Genomic DNA, 26,766 nt, shown 5'->3' on the forward strand with positions numbered 1-26,766 from the left:
ATAAAAGCATTGTAAATTAAATTCCAAAAGATTTTAACAATAAATATTTTTATACTTTTTTTAAAATATCACTATGAATTATAAAAGTATAAATTATTTTGAAAAATAAATGAAGATATAAACAATAATCTAAAAAGCCATAATTATTTTTTAGGCTTTTTAGAACTTTTTAAATGTTTTTCTAATTTTTTTCTTCCGCTAAATGATATTTTTTCTATGAATAAATGTCCATCAAGATGGTCGTTTTCGTGTTGAATAGCAACTGCTAAAAGCCCTTCAGCTTCTAAAGTTTTTTGATTTCCAAATCTATCTAAATAATCAACTTTAATTTTATTATATCTAGTTACTTCTTCAAAAAAACCAGGAACACTAAGACAACCTTCTTCATAAACTTGCGTTCCTTCTCCAATAGGTGTTATTATTGGATTAATAAATTCAATCAAATCATCTTTATTTTGTTCTTCATTTTCATTTAATAAATTAATCAAAAATATTCTTAAAGGTTTTGCAACTTGTATTGCTGCTAAACCTATACCACTAGATGAAATCATAGTTTCATACATATCATCTAAAAATGTATGTAACTCTTCATCAAATACCTTAACTTCTTCACTCCTAGTAAATAATAATTTATTAGGATAAGTTATTAATTTAAGCATCATTTTCTTCACTATCTCCAACTACAGCATAAATTTCTTTATTTTTACCAGTATTCGGTAATACGCTAATAGCCTCAAGAATCTGTTCTTCATAATTATCGCCACTAAGTGCTACAACGCTCATTTCTATATTAATATCAATTTCATTATCATTTATAAAAAATGTTGTATTGTAAAATAAGTCTGAAATTCTCTCACAAGCTTTTTTTGCATTAACTATATTTGTATGTTTCATTGCCATTACAAAAATACCATCTCCATAATGTGCCACAACATCGCTTCTTCTTGAGGTTTTTAATAATAATTTCGCAACATTTCTCATCAAAAGATTTTTATCTTTTTGTAATTCAATTGTATTTAATAAACTATCTTTAATCTTTACAAACATCAATGATATTGAATAACCATATTTTTTAATATCTTCTATGTCTTGAGTAATATTATTATATAAATATCTTTTATTAAACACTCCGAATTTATCATCAAATTCACTCTGCTCATTCACCCTATTATGTATTTTTACAATCTCATCATAACCTTTTTTTATACTATTTAATTGAATATCAAGGGCTGTGGTGAGTTTAGCCATATCACTATCTAAAGACCTTAAAATATTTTGAATAGATAAAGAACCAGTAGCGATACTCAAATCGCCTATTTTTTTCTTAATTAAAGCTTTCATTGTGCTTATATTTTTATAAATTGTTGCAATAGAACCTACTAGCTGTTTTATATTTACAAAGGTTTCTTTAATGTCTTGTTCTATTACAGCAACTTTATTACTTTGGTCTTCTTTTTCATAAGTAATCATTTCTGTTACTCTTTTTTTAAAGGCCATAGGCTTAGTATCTAACATTTTTTCAAAATAAATAGAATAATTAGTAGGAGTTGGTGGAACATTATCCTCTATAAGTTGTTTAATTACTTGTTGAGTAAATTTCTCAAATTCTCCACCGCTTAATTTCTGAATCTTAGGAGATTCATCGTGTATTATCTCTTTATTCAAAGCCCTATCCTATTTAAAACTTTTTTCTAATACCTTATCAATTAGTCCGTATTTTAAAGCTTCTTCTGAACTCATAAAATAATCGCGTTCAGTGTCCTTCTCAACTTTTGCCAATTTATTACCGGTATTTTCTGCTAATACTTTGTTAAGCATTGCTTTTAATCTTAAAATTTCTTTTGCTTGAATTTCAATATCAGTCGCTTGACCTCTTGCACCGCCTAAAGGCTGATGTATCATAATTCTAGCATTTGGAAGAGCAAACCTTTTACCTTTAGCTCCAGAACTAAGTAAAAATGCTCCCATTGAAGCAGCTTGTCCTATACAAATTGTACTAACATCAGGTTTAATATAATTCATTGTATCAAATATACTAAGACCACTAGTTACAACTCCACCAGGACTATTTATATACAAATAAATATCTTTAGTAGAATCTTGAGCTTCTAAAAACAATAATTGTGCAACTACGCTAGCAGCTACATCATCATTTATTTCACCACTTAAAAGAATAATTCTATCTTTAAGTAAGCGAGAGTAAATATCATAACTTCTCTCGCCTTTGCTAGTTTTTTCTACTACATAAGGTATGTAGCTCATTTATCTTTTCCTAAAAATAAATCAGCAAATAATTTTTCTTCTACCAAACTCATTCTAACAGCTGGTAATGTGCCATTTTTTGTATAGTTTTCTATTAGTTGTTTAGGGTCCATTCCATATCTTAAAGCTTCAAAATAAATAGCTTGTGCTACTTCTTGGTCATTTACAACTACATTTCTTAATTTTGCTAATTCATCAACAATGAAAGTTAATTTTACGCTTTTTAAAGCTTCTGCTTCATATTCTTTTCTTTTTTCTTCTAAATATTTATCATCTTTTAATTTGTCAAATTCTTCTTTACTAAAGCTTCTTGCAGCTTGATTAAATTGTAAATTAGTTTCTTGTTCTAAAATGTTTTGTGGAACTGCAAAAGTATATTTTTCTAGCATTTTTTCAACAAATTCTTGTTTTAATTTTTCATCAATTTGTTTAAATTTAGCTTCTGTTTCTAATTGTTCTTTTATTTTTTCATCTAAAATTGCTTCAGTTGGGTTTTCTACACCAGGAAGTAATTTTTTAAGCATTTCTTCATCAATTTCAGGTAATTTTCTTGCGTGAATTTCATGTAATTTTACTTTAAATACTGCTTTTTTACCCGCTAAATGAGCTGCTTGATAATTTTCAGGGAAAGTTACTTCTATATCTTTTTCTTCGCCAACTTTAAGCTCTATCATACCATCTTCAAATCCTGGTATAAATTGACCACTTCCAATCTCTAGCATATAATTTTCTGCTTTACCACCTTCAAAAGCAACGCCATCAACAAATCCTTCAAAATCAAACTTAGCATAATCACCTTTTTTTAAGATTTGTTTTTTAGTTTTTTCTAATGGAGCAAATTGCTTAAGCATAGCTTCTTTTCTAGCTTTAATATCTTTTTCTTTAATTTCTTCTATTTTTAATGCAGGAACTAATGCTTCATAACCACTTAAATCAATTGTTGGTCTAAAAGAAACTACGAATTCAAATTCAATTCCATTATCTTTTCTATCGAATTTTTTAAAGCTTGGCTCGCCGATTAATTCTTTTTCATCTTTACCTGTTTCTTTAACTGCATTTTTATAAGCACTTGTAATCGCTTCTTGTTCTGCATCTTTTAGTAAAGAATCTTTATATCTATCCAAAACAACATTTACAGGAACTTTGCCTTTTCTAAAACCAGCAACTTGCATAGTTTTACTAGCTTTTACAGCTATTTCTTTAACCTTTTCATCTATTAAAGATTTTTCTATAACACCACTTACTGAGTAATTAATTTCATCAATTTTTGTTGTACTAAGTTTCATTAAACTACCTTTTGTAAAATATTTCGCACAATTCTAGCTAAAAAAATTAATCATTGGCAAAATATAAAGGTAAAGAATGCAAGACTTAATTAAAAATTTATTAATAAAAATTGGTGAAAATCCAAATAGAGAAGGATTAGTAAAAACACCTGAAAGGGTTCAAAAATCATATGAATTCTTATGTAGTGGCTATACAAAAAATCCAAAAGAAATTTTAAACGAAGCTATTTTTAACACTGATAACAATGAAATGGTTTTAGTAAAAGACATTGATTTTTATAGCTTATGCGAACACCATTTATTACCATTTTTTGGAAAAGTTCATATTGCTTATATACCTAATGGAAAAGTAGTTGGGCTTTCAAAATTACCTAGACTTGTTGAAGTTTATTCAAGAAGATTGCAAATCCAAGAACAATTATGCGAACAAATTAGCCTAGCTTTATATGAAATATTAAAGCCAAAAGGTGTTGCTGTAACTATTGAAGCTGAGCATTTATGTATGCAAATGCGTGGAATTCAAAAAGTAAATTCTAAAACAATAACAAGTTCTCTTAAAGGCATATTTTTAAGTGATGAAAGAACTAGGAAAGAATTTTATTCACTAATAAAATGAACTTAGAAAAACTTAAAAATAAAATATCAAAAATACCAATTTCACAAAATTTTGGCTTTATATACAAAATCTCTGCAATTAGTATAGAGATTAAAGGATTAATCACTAGCGTAGGCGATGTTATAAGACTTGAAAACGAGGAAAAAACCGCTTATGCAATGGTTGTTAAGATTGAAGAGCATATTTCATTTTTAAGCCCTTTTGATTTTGTAGAAGGCTTTAAAATCGGAGATAAAGCATTTTTAGAAGAAGCAGGAATGAAAATTCCTTGCTCTATGGAATTACTTGGGCGTGTGGTTGATCCATTTATGCGTCCAAAAGATGGAAAAGAAAAAATCACACCAAGTAAAATGATGCCCATTTTAAGAGCACCAATAGACGCACTTAAGCGTGGGCTTATAAGCGAGCCTTTTCCTGTTGGTATTAAAAGTATTGATGGGCTTTTAACTTGTGGAGTAGGACAAAAATTAGGCATTTTTGCTGGCTCTGGGGTTGGTAAATCAACTCTTATGGGAATGATAGTTAAAAATGCCCCTGCAGCCGTTAAAGTAGTTGCTTTAATAGGTGAGCGTGGTAGAGAAATTCCTGAGTTTATACATAAGAATTTAGGTGGTAAAATGGATGATACCGTTATGATAGTTGCCACTAGCGATGATAGTGCATTAATGCGTAAATATGGGGCATTTTGTGCTATGAGTGTGGCTGAATTTTTTAAAGAGCAAGGAATGGATGTATTATTTATAATGGATAGCGTTACTCGTTTTGCTATGGCTCAACGCGAAATCGGTCTTGCTCTTGGAGAGCCACCTACTGCTAAAGGCTATCCACCAAGTGTATTTAATCTATTGCCACAATTAATGGAGCGAGCTGGTAAAGAAGAAGGTAAAGGAACTATTACAGCATTTTTTACCGTGTTAGTTGATGGCGATGATATGAGTGATCCTATTGCTGATCAAAGTAGGTCAATTCTTGATGGGCATATTGTATTAGATAGAAGCCTAACTGATTTTGGAATATATCCTCCGATTAATATTCAAAATTCAGCAAGTAGGGTTATGGGAGATGTAGTAACGCCTGAACATAAAAAAAATGCGGCTAAGTTTAAAAGGCTTAATTCAGTTTTAAAAGAAAACGAAACTCTAATTAGAATTGGTGCTTATGTAAAAGGTAGCGATAAAGAGCTTGATTTTGCAATGAGTAAAAAAGATTATATGAATGATTTTTTAAGACAAGGAAATGATGAGGCTTTTGCTTTTGAAGAAGTTTTAAGTATGCTTGAGCAAATTAATTAATCCGAATTAATATTTAAATTCTTATAAAGAATTTAAATATTTTAATAAAGTATCTATTATATCATCATCGCTTTTGCTTGGTGCTTTTAAAATAATTCTTTCATCATTATCTTTTAAAAGTTTTATATTTTGCTCATAATTACTAACTTCACAAAATCCGTGCTTAATACATAAAATTTTAATTGCCATAAGTGAAAAATAATTTCTTGTATAGCTATCGCATTTGCCAAATCTATCGTTAAAAGAATCTTGCATAGTAGATAAACTAGCTAAATTATCGCACTCATTTATTTTTCTATAAAGGCTTAATCTTAGCTTATCGTTAGGCACTAAATAATCACTTATATAAGCATTTACTAATAATTTTTGCTCGTATTTAATCTCTTTTGTGATATTTCCTTTACTTAGTCGATTAATTTCAGCTTCTAGCATTTTAATATAAAGCGCATAGCCAAGTTGTTCTATATGACCGCTTTGTTCAGCACCTAATAAATTACCACCACCCCTTATTTCTAAATCCATTTGAGCTAGAGTGCTACCACTGCCTAAATACGAATTACTAGCTAAGCTTAATAATCTTTTCTTAGAATCTTCACTAACACTTTCTTCGTTATCAACTAGAAAATAACAAAATCCTTGTATTTTGCTACGACCTACTCTACCACGAAGTTGGTGCAAATCAGCTATGCCGAAATGATTTGATTTTTCTACTATTATGGTGTTTGCATTTGCTAAGTCAATTCCACTTTCAACAATGCTCGTGCATAATAATAAATCATATTTTTTCTCTTCGTATTCAAATAATTTTTCTTCAGCTTCATTTGCTGGTATTTTTGAATGTAAAACTAAAATTCTAAGCTTTGGATAAAGCTCTTCTAAATAGCGTTTTTTATGTTCAATTGAAGCTATGTGATTGTGTATGTAAAATACTTGCCCACCACGCCTAAGCTCTCTTGCTATGATTTCTTTAATTAAAGCGTCATCATAAGTTTTTACAAAAGTTCTTACATCTAATCTATCATTAGGTGGAGTTAGAATTTGAGAATAAGTCTTAAGTGTGCTTAAGGCTTGATTAAGCGTTCTTGGGATTGGGGTAGCACTCATACTTAATTGATGAGCTTTTATGCTTATATCTTTTAATTTTTCTTTTTGTTTTACACCAAATTTATGCTCTTCATCAATTACGATTAGCCCAACATCATCAATTGCTAAGCTAAGTAAAGCGTGAGTTCCTATAATAACCTTTGGCTCTTTTGTATTCATAATAGCTTTTTTAGTATTAGAAAATCTATCAAGTCTAAAAACTTGAATTCCAAAAGGCTCTAAACGATTTTTAAGTGTTTTATAATGTTGAGAGCATAAAAGTGTAGTCGGGACAAAAAATAAGGCATTTAAACCATTTTTAACACAGGCAAAAATTGCGTGCATTGCGACTTCGGTTTTACCAAAACCAACATCAGCACTAAGTAATCTATCCATAGGAGTGCATTTGCTTATCTCTTCAAAAATATCATTAACTGCTTTTTCTTGATCACTTGTTAAAACAAATCCTGCTTTAGCCTTAAATATCTCATAATCAAGTGGTTTTTTAATAGCCTTTGTTACAATTAACTGCCTTTTTGCTGCTAGTTCAGTAATAGCACCTGCAATTGCTAATAATTTAGTTTTAAGTTTTTCTTTGAGTTTTACAAAAGTATTTTTGCCTAATTTATCAAGTTCAGGAATTGAGCTTGAAATGTATTTATCAAGCAAATAAAGTGAGCTAGTTGGAAGTAGCAATTTGTTTTCATTTTGATATTCAATCACAATAAATTCTTGCTTTTTTCCTTCATTTTCTATTAATTCTAATCCTAAAAATCTACCTACGCCGTATCGCTCATGAACTACATAATCATTTTTTATAAGCTCATCTAAAACTATGCTTGATTTATATTTTTTCTCTTTTTTATAATATTTATTAAGACTTAATATTAATTCATCATCGCTTTGAATATTTAAAACTGCATTTGAGATGATTTTTTCTACATTTTCACCTAATTTATAATCTAAGAATTTATTCTCATTACTAGCTAGTAATTTTATTTTTTTATTTGAGTTTAATTTGAAAAAATCATTGCTAGGATTAAACACCATATCGCTATATTTTTTAGCTTTAGAAATTATATTTCCTAATTCAAATTCTTTCGTGCAAACATAAGAAAACTCTAAATAATTACTAAGTTTTAAATGCCAATAAAATACGCTTTCGTATTCATTTAAATCATCATTATTTAAAATACTTTCTTTGATTTCTTCGTATTTTTCTTCGCTTACATAAGAAATTAACGGCAAAATATCGCAATATTCACACTCTTCTTTATAGCTAAGTCCAGAACTTGCATCAAAATATTTAATACTTTCTACTTCATCATCAAATAAAACTATTCTAATTGGATTTTCATATTTCAATGAAAAAATATCAATTTTTTCATGACCTATGCTGAATTCTCCTGGACTTTGAACCATATCAACTAAATTATAATTTAACCTTAAAAGCTCTTTTGCTAAAGAATTTAAATTAATCCTATCGTCAAATTCAATCTTTAAACACTTTAAATTATCTTTACTTGGAAGTGGTTTTTTAATAGTATTAATAGGGATTATTAAAATCTTTTTATCTTGATAATCGTAATAATCACTTAAAACTTTTGAAATATCAAATAATTCCATAGAAAACGAGCGTAAATCGTCATTAATCTCTGCTCTAAAATCAGGTAAAATAAAACTATTTATCCCTAAATATAAAGCTACATTTGATAAAGATTTTGCTTCGTTTAAGTCTTCACATATAATAATTTTTGCATAATTTTTATTATTTATTAAATACTCATAAAGATTTGCTTGCATAAAATCTCAAAAACCTTTCTACTAGCATAAAAGAGCCAAAAACTGCATAATTTTTATCTGTATCAAAATCACTAAAATCACTACATTTAATATCTAATTCTTTGCAAATCTCTTTAACATTTGCTAAGGCTCTATGTTCGCTTTCATAGTTAAAAACCAAAACTTCATTAATACTTGGCTTTAAAATACTTAAAATATCTTTTACATCTTTATTAGCAAAAAAATTAGCAATTAAACTAACTTTAGTTGGGAATTGTTTTTTAATTTCTTGATTTAAATTCTTTGCAGCTGCAGCGTTATGCCCTACATCTATTATTAAATTACTTGCTAATTTTTCACATCTTGCTCTTAAATCTAATTTAATTGCTTTACCTATATAAAAATGTTTTTCTAACTCAAAATATGCAAGTTGAGCTAAGCTAAAATTATGTTTTAAAAACTCATTTTCATCAAGGCATAATTTTGAATAATCAGCACTCAAAAAACTAGCCTTAACTCCTTTTTGAATGGCCGCTTTTAATATCATCTCATTTTTATTAGCAAAAATATTAACACCACACATTGCTTTAATTTTAGTTCTAAAAATATCATCTAAATTAGAACCTAAAATATCAGCATGGTCAATACTAATCGGAGTAAATACACATAAATCTCTTTTAAAAATACTTGTAGCATCGTATTCTCCACCAAGTCCAGCTTCAAAAATAACATAATCACACTCACTAAAAACAATAGGTGATAAAAAGCATAAATATTCAAAATAACTAAGATTTTCTTTTAAATTAAGATTTTTTAATTTATCTTGCAAAATATTATGAGCTATGTCTAAATCAATATCTTGCATAACTTGATTTTGAAATATACTAAATCTTTCTTTGTAAGAGAATATATGTGGACTTATAAAATGCCCTACTTTATACCCGCTATCACTAAGCATTAAAGCAAGGTATCTTCCCGTACTACCTTTACCATTAGTGCCTAAAATTTGCACTACTTTTGTATCAAAATCATAATTTAGCAAATGCTTAAATCTATGAGCCTTAAAAAGGTCAAATTTCTCGTAAAATTCCGCTAAATTATCTAAATAATTTGAAAGTTTATTTTCTACTTGCACTTTTTATATTATTTCTACCTGCATTTTTTGCTGCGTATAATAATTTATCAACAGCTTCAATAAATTGCTCTTGGGTCTCATAGCTTCTTCTATCACTAACCCCACCGCTTACTTTTATACTAATAGTCTTACCTTTACATAAAAACTTTTGCTCTGATACTAAAACTCTAATTTTTTCAGCAAATTTTACTGCATCATCAATTGATGAATGTGGAAGAATTACCATAAATTCTTCCCCACCATATCTCCCCGCACAATCTAATTTTCTAATGTTATTTAAAATAATATTTCCTAAATTAGCAAGTATAGTATCTCCTGCTGCGTGTCCATAGGTATCATTTATAAACTTAAAATGGTCAATATCAAAAAATGCTATTGAATAATTTATATTATATCTTTCATAAGATTCTTCGGCTAATTTTAATTGTTCTTCTAATTGACGCTTATTTGCAAGTTGAGTTAGAAAATCTACTTGAGTTTCTTCTCTTAGTTTGTTAATTTCTTGCTCTAGTCCTTGAACTTTAATTTTAAGATCACCTAAAGTATCGGCATCTAATTTTGTTTTTTCTTTTAAATCTATTATTTCTTTTTCAAACATAGCAACTATAGCTATCAATCTTGCTTTAATAGTCTGCATAGCTTCATCTTCAGCTTTAATACTTTCAATTTCTTTTTTAATTTCTTGAACTTTTTGTTGAGAATTTGTAGCCATGCTAAGAATACTTACAATCTTATCGCTAATTTGCTCTAAAACATCATTTAAAACTTTATTTGAACTTGAAATTTCTGCTCTATCAATATCTATTCTTTTTTTAACTAGATTTCTAAATTGCTCTGTAATTTGCTTTACGCCTAATATTTGCGGTTCTGCATTTATACTCTCACAAAACTGATTGATTTCATCATTTACATAATTAGCAATTGATGGAGTTAAAGAATAAGCCACAGATGGAGCTAAATTTTCACACACTGCATTAGAATTATTTCTTTCAATTTTTAAAGATAATTCATCTAAAATTTCTAAAAAATCATCTCTTGAGTTTAATCCTAAATGTTGAATTTTATTATTAAGTTCTAATAAATCATCATCTACCCTAATCCAATCTTTTTTTAATTCTTCTAATGTTTTTAGACTTGAATTATTTAATTTATTTAAAGCTTCTTCACTAAGAGTTTTAGTTGATTTATTTGGTAAATTTGATAATATTTTTAATAATTTTTTACAAATTATATTATAGTTTATTATGAGCTTTTTATCACTATTATCTTCTTTTATACCATTAGCTTTAGAGATTAAAAATACTACTAATTCTTCTAAGCTTTTTACATTTCTTCCTTTTACATCTTGAGCTAATGTGGGATTTAATTTAGAAATATACCCTTGAATTTTATCAATATTTTGAGTTGTTCTTCCATACTTTTTAGCAATCTCATCAAAAACTTCTGAATAATTTTCAGGAGTTAATAATAAGTTCCTTTTGGTAAGTTCTACAATTGTTTCTTTAGCAATCACATTAATATTAATAGACATTTTTTCTCTTTAAAATTTTTTCTTAATACTAACAAAACAAAATTAATTATTAACTACATAATAATTCTTAAAGCAAATTCGTTAAACGCCTTTTGGCTAGCTAAATTAATAGCTCTACTTTTTTGCTCATCACTTAAAACACTAATTGTATTTGTATTAAAAATATGCTCGCCTGAAGTTATAATTTTTTTAGTTGTTTCATCTTGAAAAGTTACATTAAATTCTAATCTAATAATAGCTTTATAGCTCTTAGCGTATCCAAATTCATCATAATATAAAGGTATAAATTCACTACTAAGAATTCTTAAAATAATCTTACTATCTGCAGTTTTACTAACACTTTTATGCATATAATGTTCTACATAATTCGTAAAATTATCATTTAAAGTAATACTATCTTTAGGTTCAGCCTTATTTATAATAGTAATTACATTGACACTTTCGCCTAACATTTTGCTAGTGGCTACATTCAAAGGTGCATAGCCACAAGCACAAAAAAATAATGTAAAACTTAAAAGTATTTTTTTCATTTAATTACAATATTTACTAATTTATTAGGAATATAAATTTCTTTTACGATAATCTTATCTTCTAGCCATTTAGCTGCTTTATCTTTTGCTATTTTGATAATTTCATCTTGATTAGCATTTGCATCAACTTCAATCTCTGCTCTATTTTTACCATTAATACTAATTCCAAGTTTTATTGTATCACTTACAAATACTTCTTCTTTTAATTCATAAGTTTTAATATTTGTTCTATTAAATAATTTCTCACTTAACTCACTTGCTAAATGTGGAATAATTGGGTCAAGTATGCTTAAAATTATTGCAAAACCTTCACTTAAAACTTCATCACTACTTGCGTTATTTAAAGCATTTAAGCCTTCCATACAAGCAGCTATTAATGTATTAAATGCGTAAGTTTTATTAAATACATCATCAGCCTTTTTTAAAGCTTCATATACTTTAAGTCTTGCTAATTTATCATCTTTACTAAGATTTGCGTGATTTATATTACTAAAATCAACTACATTAATCCCTAAAGCCTTATCATAAAGTCTATTTAAAAATCTATAAGCACCTTCAACCGCACTATCATTCCATTCTAATTCTTTTTGAGGTGGTGCAGCAAAAAGTATGAAAAGTCTTGCAGTATCAGCTCCGTAATTTTTAATAATATCATCAGGATCAACCGTATTACCCTTGCTTTTACTCATCTTAGCACCATCTTTTAAAACCATACCTTGAGTAAGTAGGCGTTCAAACGGCTCATCTACATTTAAATATCCTAAATCCCTTAAAGCTTTTTGGAAAAATCTAGCATATAATAAGTGTAAAATCGCGTGTTCAATACCACCAATATATTGATCTACATTCATCCAATATTTTGCTTCATCATCAATTGCTTTTGTATTCCAATTGCTAGGATTACTTGCAAATCTTGCAAAATACCAAGAACTTTGGAAAAATGTATCCATTGTATCGCTCTCTCTAATTGCGTCTTTTCCACATTTAGGGCATTTACATTGTTTAAATGTAGGGTGTTTTTCAAGTGGATTTCCTTCTCCATCAATTACTACATCTTCAGGTAAAGCTACAGGCAAGTTATTCTCAACTACACTTCCACAAGTATCGCATTTAACAATCGGAATAGGAGCTCCCCAATATCTTTGACGAGATATACCCCAATCTCTTAATTTATAATTGATTATACTTTTACCGATTTTTCTATTTTCAAATTCTTTAGCAATCGCAATTCTAGCACTAGCACTATCTAAGCCACTAAATTCTGCACTATCAAATAAAATTCCATATTCAGTAAAAGGTTCATTATCTTTTTTATTTTCGCCATTTATTACATATTTTATATTTAAATTATATTTTTTAGCAAACTCAAAATCTCTTTCATCGTGAGCTGGAACTGCCATAACAGCACCACTACCATAATCAGCTAAAACGAAATTTGCTACCCATACAGGTAATTTTTCTTTAGTTATTGGATGAATTGCATAAATACCTAAAAATACGCCTTCTTTTTCACTTTGAGCTCTATTTTTAGCACTCATATTTTGCATAGCTTTAATTTTGTCTTTATCATTTTCACTTATTAAATTAGTTTCTAAAACTTTTTTAGTAATTTCATGTTCAGGTGCTAAAGCAAAATAAGAAAGTCCAAAAATCGTATCAGCACGGGTTGTAAATACACTGAATTTTAATCCATCTAAATCTTTATTAGAACTTGATACATCTAATTCAAATTCCAATCCATCGCTTTTGCCTATCCAATTTTCTTGCATTGTTAAAACTTGATTTGGCCATTTATCTTCTAAATATTTTAAATCTTTTAATAATTCTTCAGCATATTTTGTAATTCTTACATAATAGCCATTCATAGATTTTTGCTCTACTTCATGACCACATCTCCAGCATTTGCCATCTTCAACTTGTTCGTTTGCTAAAACGGTTTTATCATTATCACACCAATTTACATTAGCTTTTTTTGTATAAATTAGACCTGCTTCATACATTTTTGCAAAAATTTCTTGCTCAAATTTAGTATAAATCTCATCACTTGTAGCAAGCAATCTTGTCTTAGAAAACGAAAAACCTAAAGAATAAAGCTCTTTTTTCATATAATCAATATTTTCATAAGTCCATTTTTTAGGATGAAGCCCATATTTTATAGCAGCATTTTCAGCAGGCATACCAAAACTATCAAACCCTAGTGGGTGTAAAACATTATAGCCCATAGTTCTAAAGCGTCTTGCTAAAGCATCACCTATTGCATAGTTTCTTACATGTCCCATATGGATTTTACCACTTGGGTATGGAAACATTGATAATATATATTTTTTTTCTTTACTAAAATCATTACTAGGTTCGTAATAATTCTCTTTATCCCAAATTTCTTGCCATTTTTTCTCAACTTCTTTTGCGTTGTACATAAATTAGTCCTTAAAATTCATCTTTATTTTTAATAGCTTCAATCAATACTAAAATAAGTGTAAATATATTTGATATTACAGCACCTATTGTCATACTATATACCAAATCACTCATACTAGTTCCATAAATTTGAGTTAAAACAAAAGCTATTATTAAATGCACATCAGTTACAAGTGAACTTGCAAAAATCTCTGTGCTTAAAATATTTCTAACACCAATTTTTAAAAGTGTTGAAACCAAATTAATGCTAGCTGCTATAAATAATGCCACAGGGCTTTGATAATATAAAAAGCCAGCCGTTGTAGTTAAGCTCATCAATGTAAAGAATATATGAATTACTCTTCCAAAATCCATTATAATTGTCCTTTTTCATACATTGCTCTTAGGCGTTCTTTTTCTTCTTTTTTCTTGATTTTATCAAGTTCTTTAGTTCTATAATTACTAACACTAAAATTAAACCACATTAAAAGTGGGCTTGCTACAAAAATTGAACTTAAAGTTCCTGCAATAACCCCAACTATTAAAGCAAGAGAAAAGCCGTGTATCATATCTCCACCATAAAAAAACAAAATTAAAACCGTAAAGAGTGTTGTTCCTGATGTAAGAGTTGTTCTTGATAGGGTTGCTGATACGCTTTCGTTAATAATACTGCCTAAATTAGTGCTTTTACTCTCTTTTATGCTTTCACGAATTCTATCAAAAATAATAATTGTATCATTTAGTGAATAGCCTAAAACGGTTAAAATAGCTGCTAAGGTATCAAGATTAACATCAATTTGAAAAAGAGAAATCGCTCCAATAACTATTACAATATCGTGAATTTCACTAATAATTGCAGCCATAGCAAAACGCCATTCAAACCTAATAGCTATATACACTAAAATAAGTGCAAAAGATACTAAAATAGCCATTAAACCTTTTTGTCTTAATTCTCCACCAACTTTTGGTCCAACAATATCAACTCTTCTTAGCTCAATATCACCTGTTGAAGATAACATTTTTACAATAGTATCTCCTACATCTTTACCTAAACTATCACTTGAACTTGAAAATCTAATTACTACTTCATCACTACTTCCAAATTCCGTAACGCTAGCACCTTTTAAAGCTTCATTTTGATTTAAAATATTACGAATATCATCTAAAGGAGCATTTTTATTAGTATATTTTATCTGAACTAAAGTCCCACCACTAAAATCAATTCCGTAATTTAGACCTTGTGTAAATAATAAAATAATAGAGCCAATAACTAAAACAAAAGATAAGCCAATAGATGCAAATCTAAGCCTCATAAAATCATATATTTTTTTACTAGAAAATACTTGCATCACACTCTCCTATAACCAAACCAAAGTCTTGTATTGCCACTTTTTTCAATTCTATTAGCAAACAAATCAAATAAAGCATGAGTTCCTATAATTGCTGTTATCATAGATGCAATTATTCCTATACTCATAGTAACAGCAAATCCTTTAATAGCACCAGTTCCATAAGCATATAATGCAGCACTTGTAATTAAAGTAGTTAGATTACTATCCAAAATCGCACTCATTGCGTTATGATAACCATTATTTATAGCATCTCTTAAATTAACGCCATCTCTTATAAGCTCTCTAATACGCTCATTAATAATAACATTCGCATCTACAGCCATACCGACGGTTAGAACAATTCCAGCCATACCAGGAAGAGTAAGCGTTGCTCCAAAAAGTGCCATTACTGCTACTAATAAGAATATATTAGAAATTAGAGCAATATTTGCAAACAAACCACTAATTCCGTAATAAACTCCCATAAAAACAACAATCATCAAAAATACACCTAAAAGTGCAACTAAACTTTGCTCGATACTATCAGCACCCAAACTTGGTCCTACGCTTCTTTTTTCAAGTAATTTAACAGGTGCTAATAAAGCCCCACTTCTTAGTGCAATAGCTAAATCGTGTGCTTCTTCAACACTGAAATTCCCACTAATTTGTCCGCTACCACCACCTATTCTTTCATTAATTCTAGGAGCTGAATATACCTTACCATCTAAAACTATTGCTAATTGATGACCTACTTTTTTACCTGTGAAATCTCCAAATATTTTTGCACCTTCTGAATTAAGTGTAAAATTAATAACAGGTTGAGCAGTTTTATCAGAAAATCCTACTCTAGCATCAATTAACATAGAGCCATCTAAAATAGGTAATTCTTTTAAAACATATTTAATATTTTTATCTTTTACATCAGGTAAAATAATATCTCCATAACTTGCTGCTTCTTCAGGACTTAACATATTGCCTTGATCAGCCTTAGCTCTATCTACTTCCATCAGTTGTAAATGTGCAGCTTTAGCTATTAAATCTTTAGCTCTTTGCTCATCTTCAGCAGTTTTTACGCCTGGAATTTCAACCAAGATTTTATCTTCACCTTGTTTAGCAACAGTTGGCTCTGAAAGTCCAAATAAATCAAGTCTATTTCTAATAGTTTCTACAGCTTGATCTATTGCAAATTTAGCAGTTTGAACTTCTTCTTCAGGTGTTAAAGTAATCTCATAAAAAGAATTATTAACACTAACTTTTAAGCCTTTTAGTTCTTTAATTATTTTATCTACTTTAGCAGTATCATCTTTATCTAGTAGTTCAAAATGTATTACACCATCATTACTTTTAAATCCATCAGTTAAAATATTTTCTTTATTAAAAGAATAATTAATACTTGAAGCGATTGATTTTACTTTAGACTTTATAGCTTCATTGGTTTCTACACCTAAAAGCATATGAAGTCCGCCTTGTAAATCAAGCCCTAAATTAATCTTAGGACCATTTATAGAAAAAAAGCTTGGCACACTTAAAAATATGCCAAAAAGTGTAACAAAAACTAAAACATAAAAACGATATGTGATACTTTTTGTTTTTTGATTACGCATTATTTTGTTGCTTCCGAATTATTTGTGTTTTCTACTTTTCTAGCTACAAAATTTTTATCTAATTTAGCAACAACATCATCATTTAATCTAATTTTTAAATAATCATCTTCAGTTTTTACAACTTCAACAATTAAACCACCATTAGTAACTATTTTATCACCTTTAGTAAGTGAATTTAGCATTTCTTTATGTGCTTTTGCTTGTTTTTGTTGTGGGCGAATAATTAAAAAATAAAAAATCGCAAATAATACGATTAATGGTAAAAATTGAACTAAAGCATTTTGTTCCATAGAATATCCTTTTAAAAAATAAAATAGTTATCATTCTACATAAAAAGATTTAATCTAAAGTTCTTACTATAAGGCTTGTTGGTAAATTAAATTCTTTTATTAGCTCAATCTCTTTTGCTCTCATTTCGCCATTATCTATTTCGTGGTCATACCCTAATAAATGTAACATTCCATGAATAAATAATAAAGATATTTCATCTTCTAAACTATGCCCTAATTCACAAGCTTTAGTTTTTGCTAGTTCGGTATTAATAACTAATGAGCCTAAAAAATTAGTATCTAAAAAAGAATTATCGTGTGGAAAACTTAAAACATCAGTAGTTTTATCAATATTTCTTGTATTTTTATTGATTTCTTGCATTTCATCATTATTGGTTAAAACAAGCTCAATATCTTTAGAGCTTAGATAATTTGCTAGTTTTTCAAGGTAGGTAATTTCTTCTAAATTATCGTATAAAATCATAGTATTTTGCCCCAAAAAGGGGCTAAGAATTATTTATCTCTAATGTTTAATTCGTTAATTAATTTAACATAAACATCGTATTTTGTAGCTTTTAAATATTTTAAAAGTCTTTTTCTTTGACCAACTAATTTAAGTAGTCCTAGTCTTGATGAAAAGTCTTTTTTAAATACTTTTAAGTGTTCTGTTAATATTGCAATTCTTTCTGTAAGTAAAGCAATTTGAACTTCAGACGAACCTGTGTCGCCACCAAATCTTGCATATTTGCTGATAATTTCAGCTTTTCTTGCCGAATCCAAAGCCATTTTGACCTCCAAATTGGTGTAAATTAAAAGCTGTGATTATAAAACAAATTGATTAATAAGATTATTAATTTTTATAATTATAATAAGATTTTTTTGGGGTGCTTTTAGCTGAGATTAAACCCATTGAACTTGGACAGGTAATGCTGATTAAGGAGATATTATGAGATTATTTTTAACTTCGCTTATTTTTAGTTTAGCTTTTGCTTATTTTACCAATTCGAATGTTTTAAACTTTTTTGCCCTTTTTACTGGAATTTTATATGTATTATTAATGGGAGTAAAAAATAAATTATGCTTTATTGTAGGTGTATTTAATGCTTTAATTTATGCTTATATTGCTTATATAAATAGACTTTTTGGAGAAGTATTTTTGTATTTATTATGCTATTTTCCTATGATGATTTATGGCTATTTTTATTGGAATAAAAATACTTTAATTAAGACTTTAAGCTTGAAAAATTTTATATTAATTTATATAGCAATTTTTATTATTGCTTATTTTTATTCTTTTTATTTACAGAATTTAGAATCAAGATTTATTTATCTTGAAAGCTTTATATTCTCAAGTGGGCTTATAGCAACTATTTTAAGTCTAAAAAAAATAATAAATCATTATATTTATATAAGTATTTCAAACATTGCTTCTATTTATATTTGGACTATTCTTTACATTGAAGATAGTTCTAATTTAGCTGTATTAATGCTTATGATTTTATTTTTTATCTTAGGTATTATTTACTTATTTTCTTGGAAAAAGGATTTAAAATGACTTGCGTGATTATGGCTAATGGGGAGTTTTGCACCAATAAAATAACCTTAAATTATCTAAAAAATGCTGATTTTTTAATAGCTTGTGATGGGGCTGCTAATTTGCTTTTGGCTAATAATTATGAGCCTAATGTAATTATTGGGGATTTAGATAGTTTTCAAAATCTAAAAACAAAAGCAAAAATAATTAAAGTCAAAAATCAAAGCACAAATGATTTAACAAAAGCCTATAAATACGCTTTATCAATGGATTTTAGTGATATTTTTATCCTTGGTGCTGGGGGCAAAAGAGATGATCATTTTATAGCAAATATAGCTTTATTGTTTCAATATTTTAAATTAAAAAATCGCTTTAATAAGACAATAAATCTAAAACTAATCACAAATTACGGGGAATTTTTTATAAAAAATACTGATTTTACTGCTAATTCTTATAAAGGTCAGCAAATATCATTATTTTGCCTTGATAAAAGAGCTAAATTTAGCTCACAAAACCTTAAATATGAGCTAAATAATTTTAATTTTAAATATCTAAATAGTGGGACTTTAAACGAAGCATTAGGCAATACTTTTAGTATAAAAAATCATAATAATAAAGAACTTTTAGTATATTTGAATTTTACTTAATTTATAAATTAGAATTTGATTTAAACTCTTTAATAATTAAATCTAATTTTTTTTCATATTTTTTATAATCTTTCACAACATCTTCATATATATTTAATTTATCATAATATTTTCTTCTTGATAAAAATAATGATTTTTTACTATTTTCTAATTCATCTAAAATATTTTTATCATCAATTTTTTTAACCCAATTAAAAGCATTAGAAATTTTCGTAGGCATTAAAAATTCATCTTTTTTTAAGTATTTTCTAAAAGAATTTAAATCATATAAAAATAAAGCTATTTCGTCTTTATTGTTTTTATCCAATACATAATTTACAAATTCCTTAGTTTTTTTAAGATAAGTATTAAGAAATTTTCTTTCATCTTCTCTTAAACTACTGGTTAGAGTTTGAGCGTATTTTTCACTTCTACTAGCTATTAATAAAAGCAACATATGTTTTTTATCAATTAGGCTAAATTGTGATATTTGTATTCTATCTACAAATAAATCTAAATCAGAAAAAATTATTCCTTTATAAAGGTTATAAAATTTAATAGAAATAATATTTTTTACAATATTACTAAGATTTAAAGTGTCTTTTGAACTAGCTATGAAATTTGCTTGTTCTAATTCTATAAGTGCTAAGGAATTATCCTTAGCAAACTTATTAAATTCTGTTACAAATTCTATAACTTTTTTCATCATTTATTCATTGAAATATAGCTATTTAATGCACCTAAATATGCCTTAGCACTAGCTTTCATAGTATCAAGGTCAAGCCCGTGACCAATGATTGCACGCTGACCTTCAAAGCTAACTTTTACACTAACTTGAGCTAAAGCATCTTTACCTTTACTAACCGCATCAACCTTATAATCAAGTAAGCTACCATTTACCTTGCTAGCTCTATCAATTACTTTAAATACCGCATCAATTACACCATCTCCAATAGCAGCTTCGCTAAATATTTCTCCATCGCACTCCATAGTAACAGCAGCAGTCGCAAGTGCTGATGAACAATCGCTTACTTGAAGATTTATAAGCTTAAATTTCTCTTCTATTTTAATCTTATCAGCAGCCACTATTGCTATTAAATCCTCATCAAATACTTCTTTTTTCTTATCGCAAAGGTCTTTAAACTCTGCAAATGCACGATTTAACTCATCAGTATCTAATGTAAAGCCAAGAGATTTTAATTTATCATTAAACGCTGCTCTTCCACTATGTTTTCCTAAAACTAAATTATCTTGAACTAATCCTATATCACTAGCTTTCATAATCTCATAAGTTTCAGGGTGTTTTAACACGCCATCTTGATGAATTCCGCTTTCGTGAGAAAAGGCATTTTTACCTACTATTGCTTTATTTGGTTGTGGATTTACACCGATTATATTTGACAATAATCTACTTGATGGATAAATTTCTTTATGATTAATTGTGGTATAAAACTCGCCTAATTCATCAGCTCTAACCTTTAAAGCCATCACAACTTCTTCTAAAGCAGCATTTCCTGCACGCTCACCTAAGCCATTTAGAGTTACTTCAATTTGTCTAGCACCACCTTTAATAGCAGCAAGTGTGTTTGCAGTAGCTAAACCTAAATCATTGTGATTGTGTGCTGATACTATAAGTCTTCCTTTTGTATAATCGCTAATTTCTTTAAATACCTTATAAATCTCATCAGGTAATCTATATCCAACCGTATCAGGGATATTAAATGTCCTTGCACCTGCTTCATAAACTGCATCAGCCATTTCTTTTAAAAAATTTACATCACTTCTTAAAGCGTCTTCACAAGAAAACTCAACATCATCGCATAAACTCTTAGCTAATTTTACATTCTTAACTGCAGTTGCTAGAACTTCTGCTGGAGTTTTTTTAAGCTTGTATTCCATATGAATTGGACTTGTCGCAATAAAAGTATGAATGCGTTTTTTAGCTGCTGGCTCAAGTGCTTTACCTGCTTGAATAATGTCGTTTTCTACACATCTTGCAAGAGAACAAACGCTTGAGTTTTTAATAATTTGTGCAATTTTATTAATCGCTTCGTAATCTCCTGGACTAGATGCTGCAAACCCTACTTCCATAACATCAACACCCAAACGCTCAAGCGCTAAAGCAATTTGGATTTTTTCTTCTGTATTCATTGAAGCACCTGGACTTTGCTCACCATCTCTTAAAGTTGTATCAAATATTATAATTCTTTCACTCATTTTTTCTTTCCTTTAATTTAATGTATTGTTAGTATATGTATTATTAATAAATTTTTAGTCTATATCGCCCTTGTTTGGGCGAAGGAGTGTAGAATTTTTCACAAGATAATAAGTACATCTATCATCAGATACTTTTTCTTGATATTCCTTATGTTTTAAAATAAAATTCTCAATTAATTGTCTAAAACTACTAAAACCATAATTTTTAGCATGAAAATCAGAATATTTTTTCTGCATATATGTATTTATTACTGCATATTCTGCTCTAGTTTTTTCATCAATTAAATTATCTATTATTTGTTCTAATTCTTTTAATTGCTCTTTTGGAATTGCTTTTAATCTGTCTTTATCACTACTTTTAACTTTTTCATTATCCAAATAAAAAAACTCATTAAATGAATTTACATATGATTTTAAAGATTTATTAGTCCCTATTCCAATTACTAATTTTTTGTTTTCTCTTAATTTTTGAGCCAAACTCGTATAATCACTATCACCTGAAACTATAACAAAAACATCTATTTGTTTTTCATAAAATATGCTTAAAGCTTCGGTTGTAAGATACATATCAGATGAGTTTTTACCCGATGAAGTAGAAAATTGCTGCATTGCAATAATGCCATAATCAAATATTTTTTCACGCCAATTTTGAATATTTTCTTTACTCCAATCAGCATATATTCTTTTAATAATAACATTTCCATAATTAGAAGCGTAGTCAAATATTTCTCTAGCATATTTAGCAGGTATGTTTTCTGCATCTATAAATACTGCTACGCTACTATTATCCAACATATTTATCCTACTTTTTTAATCTTTTTTATATATAAATTATAAATCGCTCTTGATAAACCATAAATAACATAAGCGCTCATTATTAAGGTAAAAATCTCTAAAGGGCGTAAATATATAAGAGAACAAATAAAAATTAAAATCACTAAAGCTTTTAAAATATTTGCTTTTTGAAATTCTATCTTTTTAAAACTTGGATACCTTACATTACTCACCATCAAAAACGACAATAAAAACGTAAGAAATATAATAAAAATTTCTATAAATGAATTATTATCAAAATGGTGCTTATAAAACACAACCCAAATACCTAAAACAACCGCAGCTGTTGGAATTGGAAGACCTATAAAAACTCTTGGGTCATATGTGCCTGTTGTAACATTAAATCTAGCCAAGCGAATTGCACCAAATATTATAAAAACAGCCATAGCAAGAGAACCAAGTCTTCCATACTCTTGACCTAAATTAAAATAAAATAGTACCGCAGGTGCAACTCCAAAAGCAATAATATCAGCTAAACTATCAAATTCTACTCCAAATTTTGAAGCTGTATTTGTAAGTCTTGCCACACGACCATCAAGGCCATCACAAATCAAACTTACTATAATTAAAATCATAGCTTTATCATAATCGCCTTTAATAGACGCTAAAATACTTAAAACGCCTAAAAATATAGATGCTGCTGTAAATAAATTAGGTAAAATATAAGCTAATTTATGAGAATTTTTTTCCATTTTATTCTCCAATCTTTGCAATATCTGCATTAGCTAAGATTTTATCGTGCATTCCAACTAATAAAGTGCAATTATATGGTAATTTTATATCAACTAATCCTGTTGAAAAAAATCCAATTCTTTGACCTTTAAAAGCTTTTTTTATGTCATAAAAAGAATTTACACAATACTTAGCAGGTTTTAAAATTAATGAAATATCTTTATTGAATACTATTTCAGTAGCATTAGAATAAAAATTATCATTATATTTTAAACCATTAAATTGCTTTTTATAAATATCTTCAGACTTTATCACACTTCTAACTTCTGAAGAATTTAAAAATAAGCTAAAATAATTTTTTTCTAAAGTTAATACTATATTTTTATTATCTTCATCAACATATATTCCAACTACCTTTGCATCAATTGGACTTACTATAGTATTATTATCATAATCAGTGATTTCTCTCTCAACCCTTTTATAAAATAAATGTAGTAATACTAAAATTAAAAATAACAAACAAGAAAAAGAAAATATTAAAGTAAATAATATAAATATTATCCAAGCAATTAATATTATCTTTTTTCCACAATTTGCTATTAAATTCATTTTTCTATCTCACTTAATCTAGTTTCAAAATTATTTTCTATTTCATAATTTTTAATTATTTCTCTTACTTCACTACCTTCTATTACTTCTTTTTCATAAAGTTTTTCAACCATTGTTTCAATTGCTCCACTATATTGTTCTAAAGTAGCAACAACAGATTTAAATCTCTCATCAAGTAAGTTTTTAACATATTCATCTAATTTATGAGCCATATCATCTGAATAATCCTTGATAGTTTGACCACCACCTAAGAATTGATTTCTTTGTTTTTCTAAAACCATAAGCCCAGCAATATCACTCATACCATACATAGAAACCATTGCTTTTATAATATCGGTTGCTCTTTCTAAATCATTACTAGCACCTGTTGAAATCTCTTTAATAAATACATGCTCAGCTGCACGACCACCTAAAAGAACATCAACTTCTGCAATCAACTCATGTTTTTGCATTAAGAATTTATTTTCTTCAGGAGTATTTAAAGTATAACCAAGCGCTGCTAAACCTCTAGGAATAACAGAAACTTTTGTAACTTTTTTAGCACCTTTAGTTGTCTCTGCTATTAAAGCATGTCCACACTCATGATATGTTACAATTTTTTTCTCTTTATCACTTATTCTTCTTGATTTTTTCTCAAGTCCTGCAATAGCTCTTTCAACTGCTTCAGTTAAATCGCCTTGCTCTACTTCTTTTTTATTATTTCTTCCTGCAAGTAATGCAGCTTCATTTATTATATTTGCCAAATCAGCCCCAGCAAGTCCTGCCGTAAGTCTTGCAATATCTTCAACTTTAACTTCTTTAGCAATTTTTACATCTTTCATATGAACGCTTAAAATATCGCATCTTCCTTTAAAATCTGGCTTATCAACTAAAACTTGTCTATCAAAACGACCCGGTCTAAGTAATGCTGCATCTAGCACTTCAGGTCTATTTGTAGCCGCTAATACAATTACAGGGCTTTCTGAACCAAACCCATCCATTTCAGCTAAAAGCTGATTTAAAGTTTGTTCCCTTTCATCGTGCCCGCCCATATGTGAACCTGCTGCACGAGATTTACCAATAGCATCAATTTCATCTATAAAAATAATTGCCGGAGCTTCTTTTTTAGCGTTTTCAAATAAATCTCTAACGCGGCTAGCACCAACACCTACAAACATTTCTATAAAACTTGAACCCGAAACACTAAAAAATGGAACATCAGCTTCACCTGCAACTGCTTTTGCTAAAAGAGTTTTACCTGTGCCTGGAGGTCCAACCAATAATAAACCTTTTGGAATTTTAGCACCTAATTTAATATATCTTTCTGGGTATTTTAGAAAATCTACTATTTCCTTTACTTCTTCTTTTGCTTCTTCAACACCTGCTACATCATCAAATTTTACTTTTGGTTTTTCAGAGTTTACTAATTTTTTTGAGTTTCCAATTCCTAAAATTCCGCCACCCATTTTCTTTTGCATTCTATTTGTAATAAATCCCCAAATAGCAAAAAATATAAAAATTGGAATTATCCAAGTAAATAATAAATTAGATAAAAAGTTATTTTCAGAATAAGATGTGTAATTTACATTTTTACTATCAAGTAAAGTAGTAAGATTTGAATCTCTTACTAAGTTTGCAGTATAACTAGAGTTAAGACCGCTACCTTTTATTTGAGTTTGTCCTATTTGAACTTTTGTTATTTCACCTGTCTCTATTTTTTTCTTAAAGTCAGAATAACTTATTTTATTTCCATTATCAGCTATTCCACCTTCTTCAAAAAATAAAGAAAACCCACCAAATACCAATAGTGAAAAAATTAAAAATATAACTATTGGATTTTTATTAGAATTCTTATTTTCATTATTATTCATTTTTCACCTTATAAACTAAAGTTAGCCAATCTCCTTTTATTTTCTCATCAACTAAAGTTAGTGAAGAAAATTGACTTTTAATCCTTTCAGAATAAGTATTTAAAATACCAGAAAGAATTAAAACTCCGTTCTCATTAAGACTTTTTATCAAATCACTTTTAATAATTAATATCACATCGGCAATTATATTTGCTACTACTAAATCATATTTCTTTTTGGCTTTATCGCAAGAACCTTGCCAAATATTATTAATTTTAAGATTATTTAACTCAAAATTATTTTTAGTACTCATAATTGCTAATTCATCAGTATCACAAGAATCAACACTAATGCCATAATTAGCCATAACTAAAGATAAAATTCCACTACCACATCCTACATCAAGGCCTGTTTTACAACCCTTATAATATTTTTGCAAAAATTCTACACAAGAATTTGTGCTTTCATGATGACCTGAGCCAAAAGCTAAAGCTGGGTCTATTTTTAGATTTACATAGCCTGCTTTAGGCTCTTGCCAAGTAGTATGTATATATATATTATCTATTAAAATTGGCTTTATATTTTTCTTATATTCATTAATCCAATCCTTATTCTCTTTTTCACAAAGTTCATAAGTAAGATTAATATTTAAATTAGCATCATTAAGTTTTTGTTTTAACTCGCTTAATGCAAAAACTAAATCATCAAGATTATTATCACTTCTTACAATTAATTCATCATTTTTTTCTTCAATTGCATCAACATCAAACGCAAATACAAAATCACTAATAAACTCCAAATTATTTGTTTTAATAACTAATTCTTGATAAGTATTACGCATAATTATCCTAAAACATCTTCTAATTTTTCTTTTAATACTTGTGGAGTAAAAGGTTTTACTATATAGTTATTAACACCAGCTTTTAATGCTGTAATAACTTCTGCTTTACCACCTTCAGTAGTTACCATAATGATTGGCATATCTGCATATTTAGCTTCAGCTCTTACTTTTTTAACAAGTTCAAGACCATTCATTTCAGGCATATTCCAATCTGTTATTAAAACATCAATATCGCTATTTGCACACAACAATCCCCAAGCTTCCACGCCATGTTCAGCTTCTAAAACATCCTCATGACCTAATCTTTGTAAAGTATTTTTAATAATTCTTCTCATTGTAGAGCTATCATCTACTACTAATAATTTCACTTCAAAATCCTTTTATAATATTATTTTTCATGGTGCGTTTAGCGAGACTTGAACTCGCACACCTGTTGGCACTACCCCCTCAAGATAGCGTGTCTACCAATTCCACCATAAACGCAAA

Annotated in this window: 27 protein-coding genes and 1 tRNA gene; 4 read left to right on the forward strand and 24 right to left on the reverse strand. The window is 28.2% G+C overall.

Translation table 11 applies throughout. The annotated features are described in order from the left end of the window. Positions 1-143: 143 nt before the first annotated feature. Genes def through tig form a run of 4 tightly spaced genes read right to left on the reverse strand, consistent with a single transcriptional unit; the run spans position 144 to position 3,548 of the window. Complete coding sequence (def, locus tag AVBRAN9334_RS01445) at positions 144-662, reverse strand: peptide deformylase (protein WP_214115841.1); 519 nt, start codon at positions 660-662, stop codon at positions 144-146. Beyond that, positions 652-1,665 carry a GGDEF domain-containing protein gene (locus AVBRAN9334_RS01450; protein WP_214115842.1) on the reverse strand — a complete coding sequence of 338 codons (1,014 nt, stop codon included), beginning with the start codon at positions 1,663-1,665 and terminating at the stop codon, positions 652-654. Before AVBRAN9334_RS01450 ends, def begins: the two co-directional genes overlap by 11 nt. Before the next feature lie 9 nt (positions 1,666-1,674). Continuing rightward, positions 1,675-2,262 carry an ATP-dependent Clp endopeptidase proteolytic subunit ClpP gene (gene clpP / locus AVBRAN9334_RS01455; protein ID WP_214115843.1) on the reverse strand — a complete coding sequence of 196 codons (588 nt, stop codon included), beginning with the start codon at positions 2,260-2,262 and terminating at the stop codon, positions 1,675-1,677. Then, positions 2,259-3,548, reverse strand: a complete 1,290-nt coding sequence (gene tig / locus AVBRAN9334_RS01460) for a trigger factor (RefSeq protein WP_214120539.1) — start codon at positions 3,546-3,548, stop codon at positions 2,259-2,261. The genes clpP and tig overlap by 4 nt, the downstream gene beginning before the upstream one ends. A 76-nt stretch (positions 3,549-3,624) precedes the next feature. Between tig and folE the strand changes: the two genes are divergently transcribed. After that, on the forward strand, positions 3,625-4,164 hold the full coding sequence (gene folE, locus AVBRAN9334_RS01465) for a GTP cyclohydrolase I FolE (protein ID WP_214120540.1): 540 nt from the start codon (positions 3,625-3,627) through the stop codon (positions 4,162-4,164). Beyond that, positions 4,161-5,456 carry a flagellar protein export ATPase FliI gene (gene fliI, locus AVBRAN9334_RS01470; protein ID WP_214115846.1) on the forward strand — a complete coding sequence of 432 codons (1,296 nt, stop codon included), beginning with the start codon at positions 4,161-4,163 and terminating at the stop codon, positions 5,454-5,456. The genes folE and fliI overlap by 4 nt, the downstream gene beginning before the upstream one ends. 21 nt (positions 5,457-5,477) lie before the next feature. On the opposite strand, the gene AVBRAN9334_RS01475 is transcribed toward fliI, so the two are convergent. Genes AVBRAN9334_RS01475 through rpsO form a run of 11 tightly spaced genes read right to left on the reverse strand, consistent with a single transcriptional unit; the run spans position 5,478 to position 17,904 of the window. Further along, entirely contained in the window at positions 5,478-8,342 is a 2,865-nt protein-coding gene (locus AVBRAN9334_RS01475; protein ID WP_336606829.1) for a DEAD/DEAH box helicase, read from the reverse strand. Beyond that, positions 8,323-9,456, reverse strand: a complete 1,134-nt coding sequence (locus AVBRAN9334_RS01480; protein WP_336606830.1) for a Mur ligase family protein — start codon at positions 9,454-9,456, stop codon at positions 8,323-8,325. Before AVBRAN9334_RS01480 ends, AVBRAN9334_RS01475 begins: the two co-directional genes overlap by 20 nt. Then, positions 9,440-10,987 (reverse strand): GGDEF domain-containing protein, encoded by a 1,548-nt coding sequence (locus AVBRAN9334_RS01485; protein WP_214115849.1) that lies wholly within the window; start codon positions 10,985-10,987, stop codon positions 9,440-9,442. Before AVBRAN9334_RS01485 ends, AVBRAN9334_RS01480 begins: the two co-directional genes overlap by 17 nt. A 53-nt stretch (positions 10,988-11,040) precedes the next feature. Then, complete coding sequence (locus AVBRAN9334_RS01490; RefSeq protein WP_214115850.1) at positions 11,041-11,517, reverse strand: hypothetical protein; 477 nt, start codon at positions 11,515-11,517, stop codon at positions 11,041-11,043. Continuing rightward, positions 11,514-13,934, reverse strand: a complete 2,421-nt coding sequence (leuS, locus tag AVBRAN9334_RS01495) for a leucine--tRNA ligase (RefSeq protein WP_214115851.1) — start codon at positions 13,932-13,934, stop codon at positions 11,514-11,516. The genes AVBRAN9334_RS01490 and leuS overlap by 4 nt, the downstream gene beginning before the upstream one ends. A gap of 10 nt (positions 13,935-13,944) precedes the next feature. After that, positions 13,945-14,289 carry a DUF6394 family protein gene (locus AVBRAN9334_RS01500; RefSeq protein WP_214115852.1) on the reverse strand — a complete coding sequence of 115 codons (345 nt, stop codon included), beginning with the start codon at positions 14,287-14,289 and terminating at the stop codon, positions 13,945-13,947. Beyond that, complete coding sequence (gene secF, locus AVBRAN9334_RS01505; RefSeq protein WP_214115853.1) at positions 14,289-15,263, reverse strand: protein translocase subunit SecF; 975 nt, start codon at positions 15,261-15,263, stop codon at positions 14,289-14,291. Before secF ends, AVBRAN9334_RS01500 begins: the two co-directional genes overlap by 1 nt. Beyond that, a complete protein-coding gene (gene secD / locus AVBRAN9334_RS01510) occupies positions 15,263-16,849 on the reverse strand; it encodes a protein translocase subunit SecD (protein ID WP_214115854.1) in 1,587 nt (528 codons plus the stop codon). The genes secF and secD overlap by 1 nt, the downstream gene beginning before the upstream one ends. After that, a complete protein-coding gene (yajC, locus tag AVBRAN9334_RS01515; protein ID WP_336606831.1) occupies positions 16,849-17,139 on the reverse strand; it encodes a preprotein translocase subunit YajC in 291 nt (96 codons plus the stop codon). Before yajC ends, secD begins: the two co-directional genes overlap by 1 nt. Positions 17,140-17,188: 49 nt before the next feature. Further along, a complete protein-coding gene (gene ybeY / locus AVBRAN9334_RS01520) occupies positions 17,189-17,602 on the reverse strand; it encodes an rRNA maturation RNase YbeY (RefSeq protein WP_214116010.1) in 414 nt (137 codons plus the stop codon). A 29-nt stretch (positions 17,603-17,631) separates the two neighbouring features. Continuing rightward, complete coding sequence (gene rpsO, locus AVBRAN9334_RS01525; protein WP_214115856.1) at positions 17,632-17,904, reverse strand: 30S ribosomal protein S15; 273 nt, start codon at positions 17,902-17,904, stop codon at positions 17,632-17,634. Positions 17,905-18,064: 160 nt separating this feature from the next. Here rpsO and pnuC point away from each other — a divergent pair, with 160 nt between their 5' ends. After that, on the forward strand, positions 18,065-18,673 hold the full coding sequence (gene pnuC, locus AVBRAN9334_RS01530) for a nicotinamide riboside transporter PnuC (RefSeq protein WP_336606832.1): 609 nt from the start codon (positions 18,065-18,067) through the stop codon (positions 18,671-18,673). Beyond that, positions 18,670-19,299, forward strand: a complete 630-nt coding sequence (locus AVBRAN9334_RS01535) for a thiamine diphosphokinase (protein ID WP_336606833.1) — start codon at positions 18,670-18,672, stop codon at positions 19,297-19,299. Before pnuC ends, AVBRAN9334_RS01535 begins: the two co-directional genes overlap by 4 nt. Before the next feature lies 1 nt (position 19,300). Here the strand turns inward: AVBRAN9334_RS01535 and AVBRAN9334_RS01540 are convergent, their stop codons facing one another. From AVBRAN9334_RS01540 to AVBRAN9334_RS01580, 9 genes are all read right to left on the reverse strand, one after another. Further along, a complete protein-coding gene (locus AVBRAN9334_RS01540) occupies positions 19,301-19,984 on the reverse strand; it encodes a hypothetical protein (protein ID WP_336606834.1) in 684 nt (227 codons plus the stop codon). Beyond that, positions 19,984-21,495, reverse strand: a complete 1,512-nt coding sequence (locus tag AVBRAN9334_RS01545; protein ID WP_214120014.1) for a 2-isopropylmalate synthase — start codon at positions 21,493-21,495, stop codon at positions 19,984-19,986. The genes AVBRAN9334_RS01540 and AVBRAN9334_RS01545 overlap by 1 nt, the downstream gene beginning before the upstream one ends. Before the next feature lie 54 nt (positions 21,496-21,549). Continuing rightward, positions 21,550-22,287 carry an NYN domain-containing protein gene (locus tag AVBRAN9334_RS01550; protein ID WP_214116012.1) on the reverse strand — a complete coding sequence of 246 codons (738 nt, stop codon included), beginning with the start codon at positions 22,285-22,287 and terminating at the stop codon, positions 21,550-21,552. Positions 22,288-22,292: 5 nt separating this feature from the next. Next, positions 22,293-23,021 (reverse strand): CDP-diacylglycerol--serine O-phosphatidyltransferase, encoded by a 729-nt coding sequence (pssA, locus tag AVBRAN9334_RS01555; RefSeq protein ID WP_214115871.1) that lies wholly within the window; start codon positions 23,019-23,021, stop codon positions 22,293-22,295. Position 23,022: 1 nt separating this feature from the next. Beyond that, positions 23,023-23,610 (reverse strand): hypothetical protein, encoded by a 588-nt coding sequence (locus AVBRAN9334_RS01560; protein ID WP_336606835.1) that lies wholly within the window; start codon positions 23,608-23,610, stop codon positions 23,023-23,025. Continuing rightward, a complete protein-coding gene (gene ftsH / locus AVBRAN9334_RS01565) occupies positions 23,607-25,460 on the reverse strand; it encodes an ATP-dependent zinc metalloprotease FtsH (protein ID WP_336606836.1) in 1,854 nt (617 codons plus the stop codon). Before ftsH ends, AVBRAN9334_RS01560 begins: the two co-directional genes overlap by 4 nt. Beyond that, positions 25,453-26,280: a 50S ribosomal protein L11 methyltransferase gene (locus AVBRAN9334_RS01570; protein WP_336606837.1), complete on the reverse strand. Its 828-nt coding sequence runs from the start codon at positions 26,278-26,280 to the stop codon at positions 25,453-25,455. The genes ftsH and AVBRAN9334_RS01570 overlap by 8 nt, the downstream gene beginning before the upstream one ends. 2 nt (positions 26,281-26,282) lie before the next feature. Beyond that, complete coding sequence (locus AVBRAN9334_RS01575) at positions 26,283-26,648, reverse strand: chemotaxis response regulator CheY (protein WP_214115879.1); 366 nt, start codon at positions 26,646-26,648, stop codon at positions 26,283-26,285. Positions 26,649-26,678: 30 nt separating this feature from the next. After that, positions 26,679-26,763: transfer RNA gene (locus tag AVBRAN9334_RS01580), tRNA-Leu, on the reverse strand. Between the last annotated feature and the right edge of the window lie 3 nt (positions 26,764-26,766).

The sequence above is a fragment of the Campylobacter sp. RM9334 genome, from assembly GCF_020138145.1.
GTDB lineage: Bacteria > Campylobacterota > Campylobacteria > Campylobacterales > Campylobacteraceae > Campylobacter_E.

What these genes read in the sequence shown, in the direction of transcription:
- AVBRAN9334_RS01475 (WP_336606829.1), bottom strand. Translation starts at nt 8,342, where the DNA reads ATGCAAGCAAATCTTTATGAGTATTTAATAAATAATAAAAATTATGCA.
- ftsH (WP_336606836.1), bottom strand. Translation starts at nt 25,460, where the DNA reads ATGAATAATAATGAAAATAAGAATTCTAATAAAAATCCAATAGTTATA.
- rpsO (WP_214115856.1), bottom strand. Translation starts at nt 17,904, where the DNA reads ATGGCTTTGGATTCGGCAAGAAAAGCTGAAATTATCAGCAAATATGCA.
- AVBRAN9334_RS01560 (WP_336606835.1), bottom strand. Translation starts at nt 23,610, where the DNA reads ATGAATTTAATAGCAAATTGTGGAAAAAAGATAATATTAATTGCTTGG.
- AVBRAN9334_RS01540 (WP_336606834.1), bottom strand. Translation starts at nt 19,984, where the DNA reads ATGAAAAAAGTTATAGAATTTGTAACAGAATTTAATAAGTTTGCTAAG.
- ybeY (WP_214116010.1), bottom strand. Translation starts at nt 17,602, where the DNA reads ATGATTTTATACGATAATTTAGAAGAAATTACCTACCTTGAAAAACTA.
- pnuC (WP_336606832.1), top strand. Translation starts at nt 18,065, where the DNA reads ATGAGATTATTTTTAACTTCGCTTATTTTTAGTTTAGCTTTTGCTTAT.
- AVBRAN9334_RS01545 (WP_214120014.1), bottom strand. Translation starts at nt 21,495, where the DNA reads ATGAGTGAAAGAATTATAATATTTGATACAACTTTAAGAGATGGTGAG.
- secF (WP_214115853.1), bottom strand. Translation starts at nt 15,263, where the DNA reads ATGCAAGTATTTTCTAGTAAAAAAATATATGATTTTATGAGGCTTAGA.
- pssA (WP_214115871.1), bottom strand. Translation starts at nt 23,021, where the DNA reads ATGGAAAAAAATTCTCATAAATTAGCTTATATTTTACCTAATTTATTT.
- AVBRAN9334_RS01570 (WP_336606837.1), bottom strand. Translation starts at nt 26,280, where the DNA reads ATGCGTAATACTTATCAAGAATTAGTTATTAAAACAAATAATTTGGAG.
- tig (WP_214120539.1), bottom strand. Translation starts at nt 3,548, where the DNA reads ATGAAACTTAGTACAACAAAAATTGATGAAATTAATTACTCAGTAAGT.
- def (WP_214115841.1), bottom strand. Translation starts at nt 662, where the DNA reads ATGATGCTTAAATTAATAACTTATCCTAATAAATTATTATTTACTAGG.
- secD (WP_214115854.1), bottom strand. Translation starts at nt 16,849, where the DNA reads ATGCGTAATCAAAAAACAAAAAGTATCACATATCGTTTTTATGTTTTA.
- clpP (WP_214115843.1), bottom strand. Translation starts at nt 2,262, where the DNA reads ATGAGCTACATACCTTATGTAGTAGAAAAAACTAGCAAAGGCGAGAGA.
- AVBRAN9334_RS01535 (WP_336606833.1), top strand. Translation starts at nt 18,670, where the DNA reads ATGACTTGCGTGATTATGGCTAATGGGGAGTTTTGCACCAATAAAATA.
- AVBRAN9334_RS01500 (WP_214115852.1), bottom strand. Translation starts at nt 14,289, where the DNA reads ATGGATTTTGGAAGAGTAATTCATATATTCTTTACATTGATGAGCTTA.
- AVBRAN9334_RS01490 (WP_214115850.1), bottom strand. Translation starts at nt 11,517, where the DNA reads ATGAAAAAAATACTTTTAAGTTTTACATTATTTTTTTGTGCTTGTGGC.
- AVBRAN9334_RS01485 (WP_214115849.1), bottom strand. Translation starts at nt 10,987, where the DNA reads ATGTCTATTAATATTAATGTGATTGCTAAAGAAACAATTGTAGAACTT.
- fliI (WP_214115846.1), top strand. Translation starts at nt 4,161, where the DNA reads ATGAACTTAGAAAAACTTAAAAATAAAATATCAAAAATACCAATTTCA.
- folE (WP_214120540.1), top strand. Translation starts at nt 3,625, where the DNA reads ATGCAAGACTTAATTAAAAATTTATTAATAAAAATTGGTGAAAATCCA.
- yajC (WP_336606831.1), bottom strand. Translation starts at nt 17,139, where the DNA reads ATGGAACAAAATGCTTTAGTTCAATTTTTACCATTAATCGTATTATTT.
- leuS (WP_214115851.1), bottom strand. Translation starts at nt 13,934, where the DNA reads ATGTACAACGCAAAAGAAGTTGAGAAAAAATGGCAAGAAATTTGGGAT.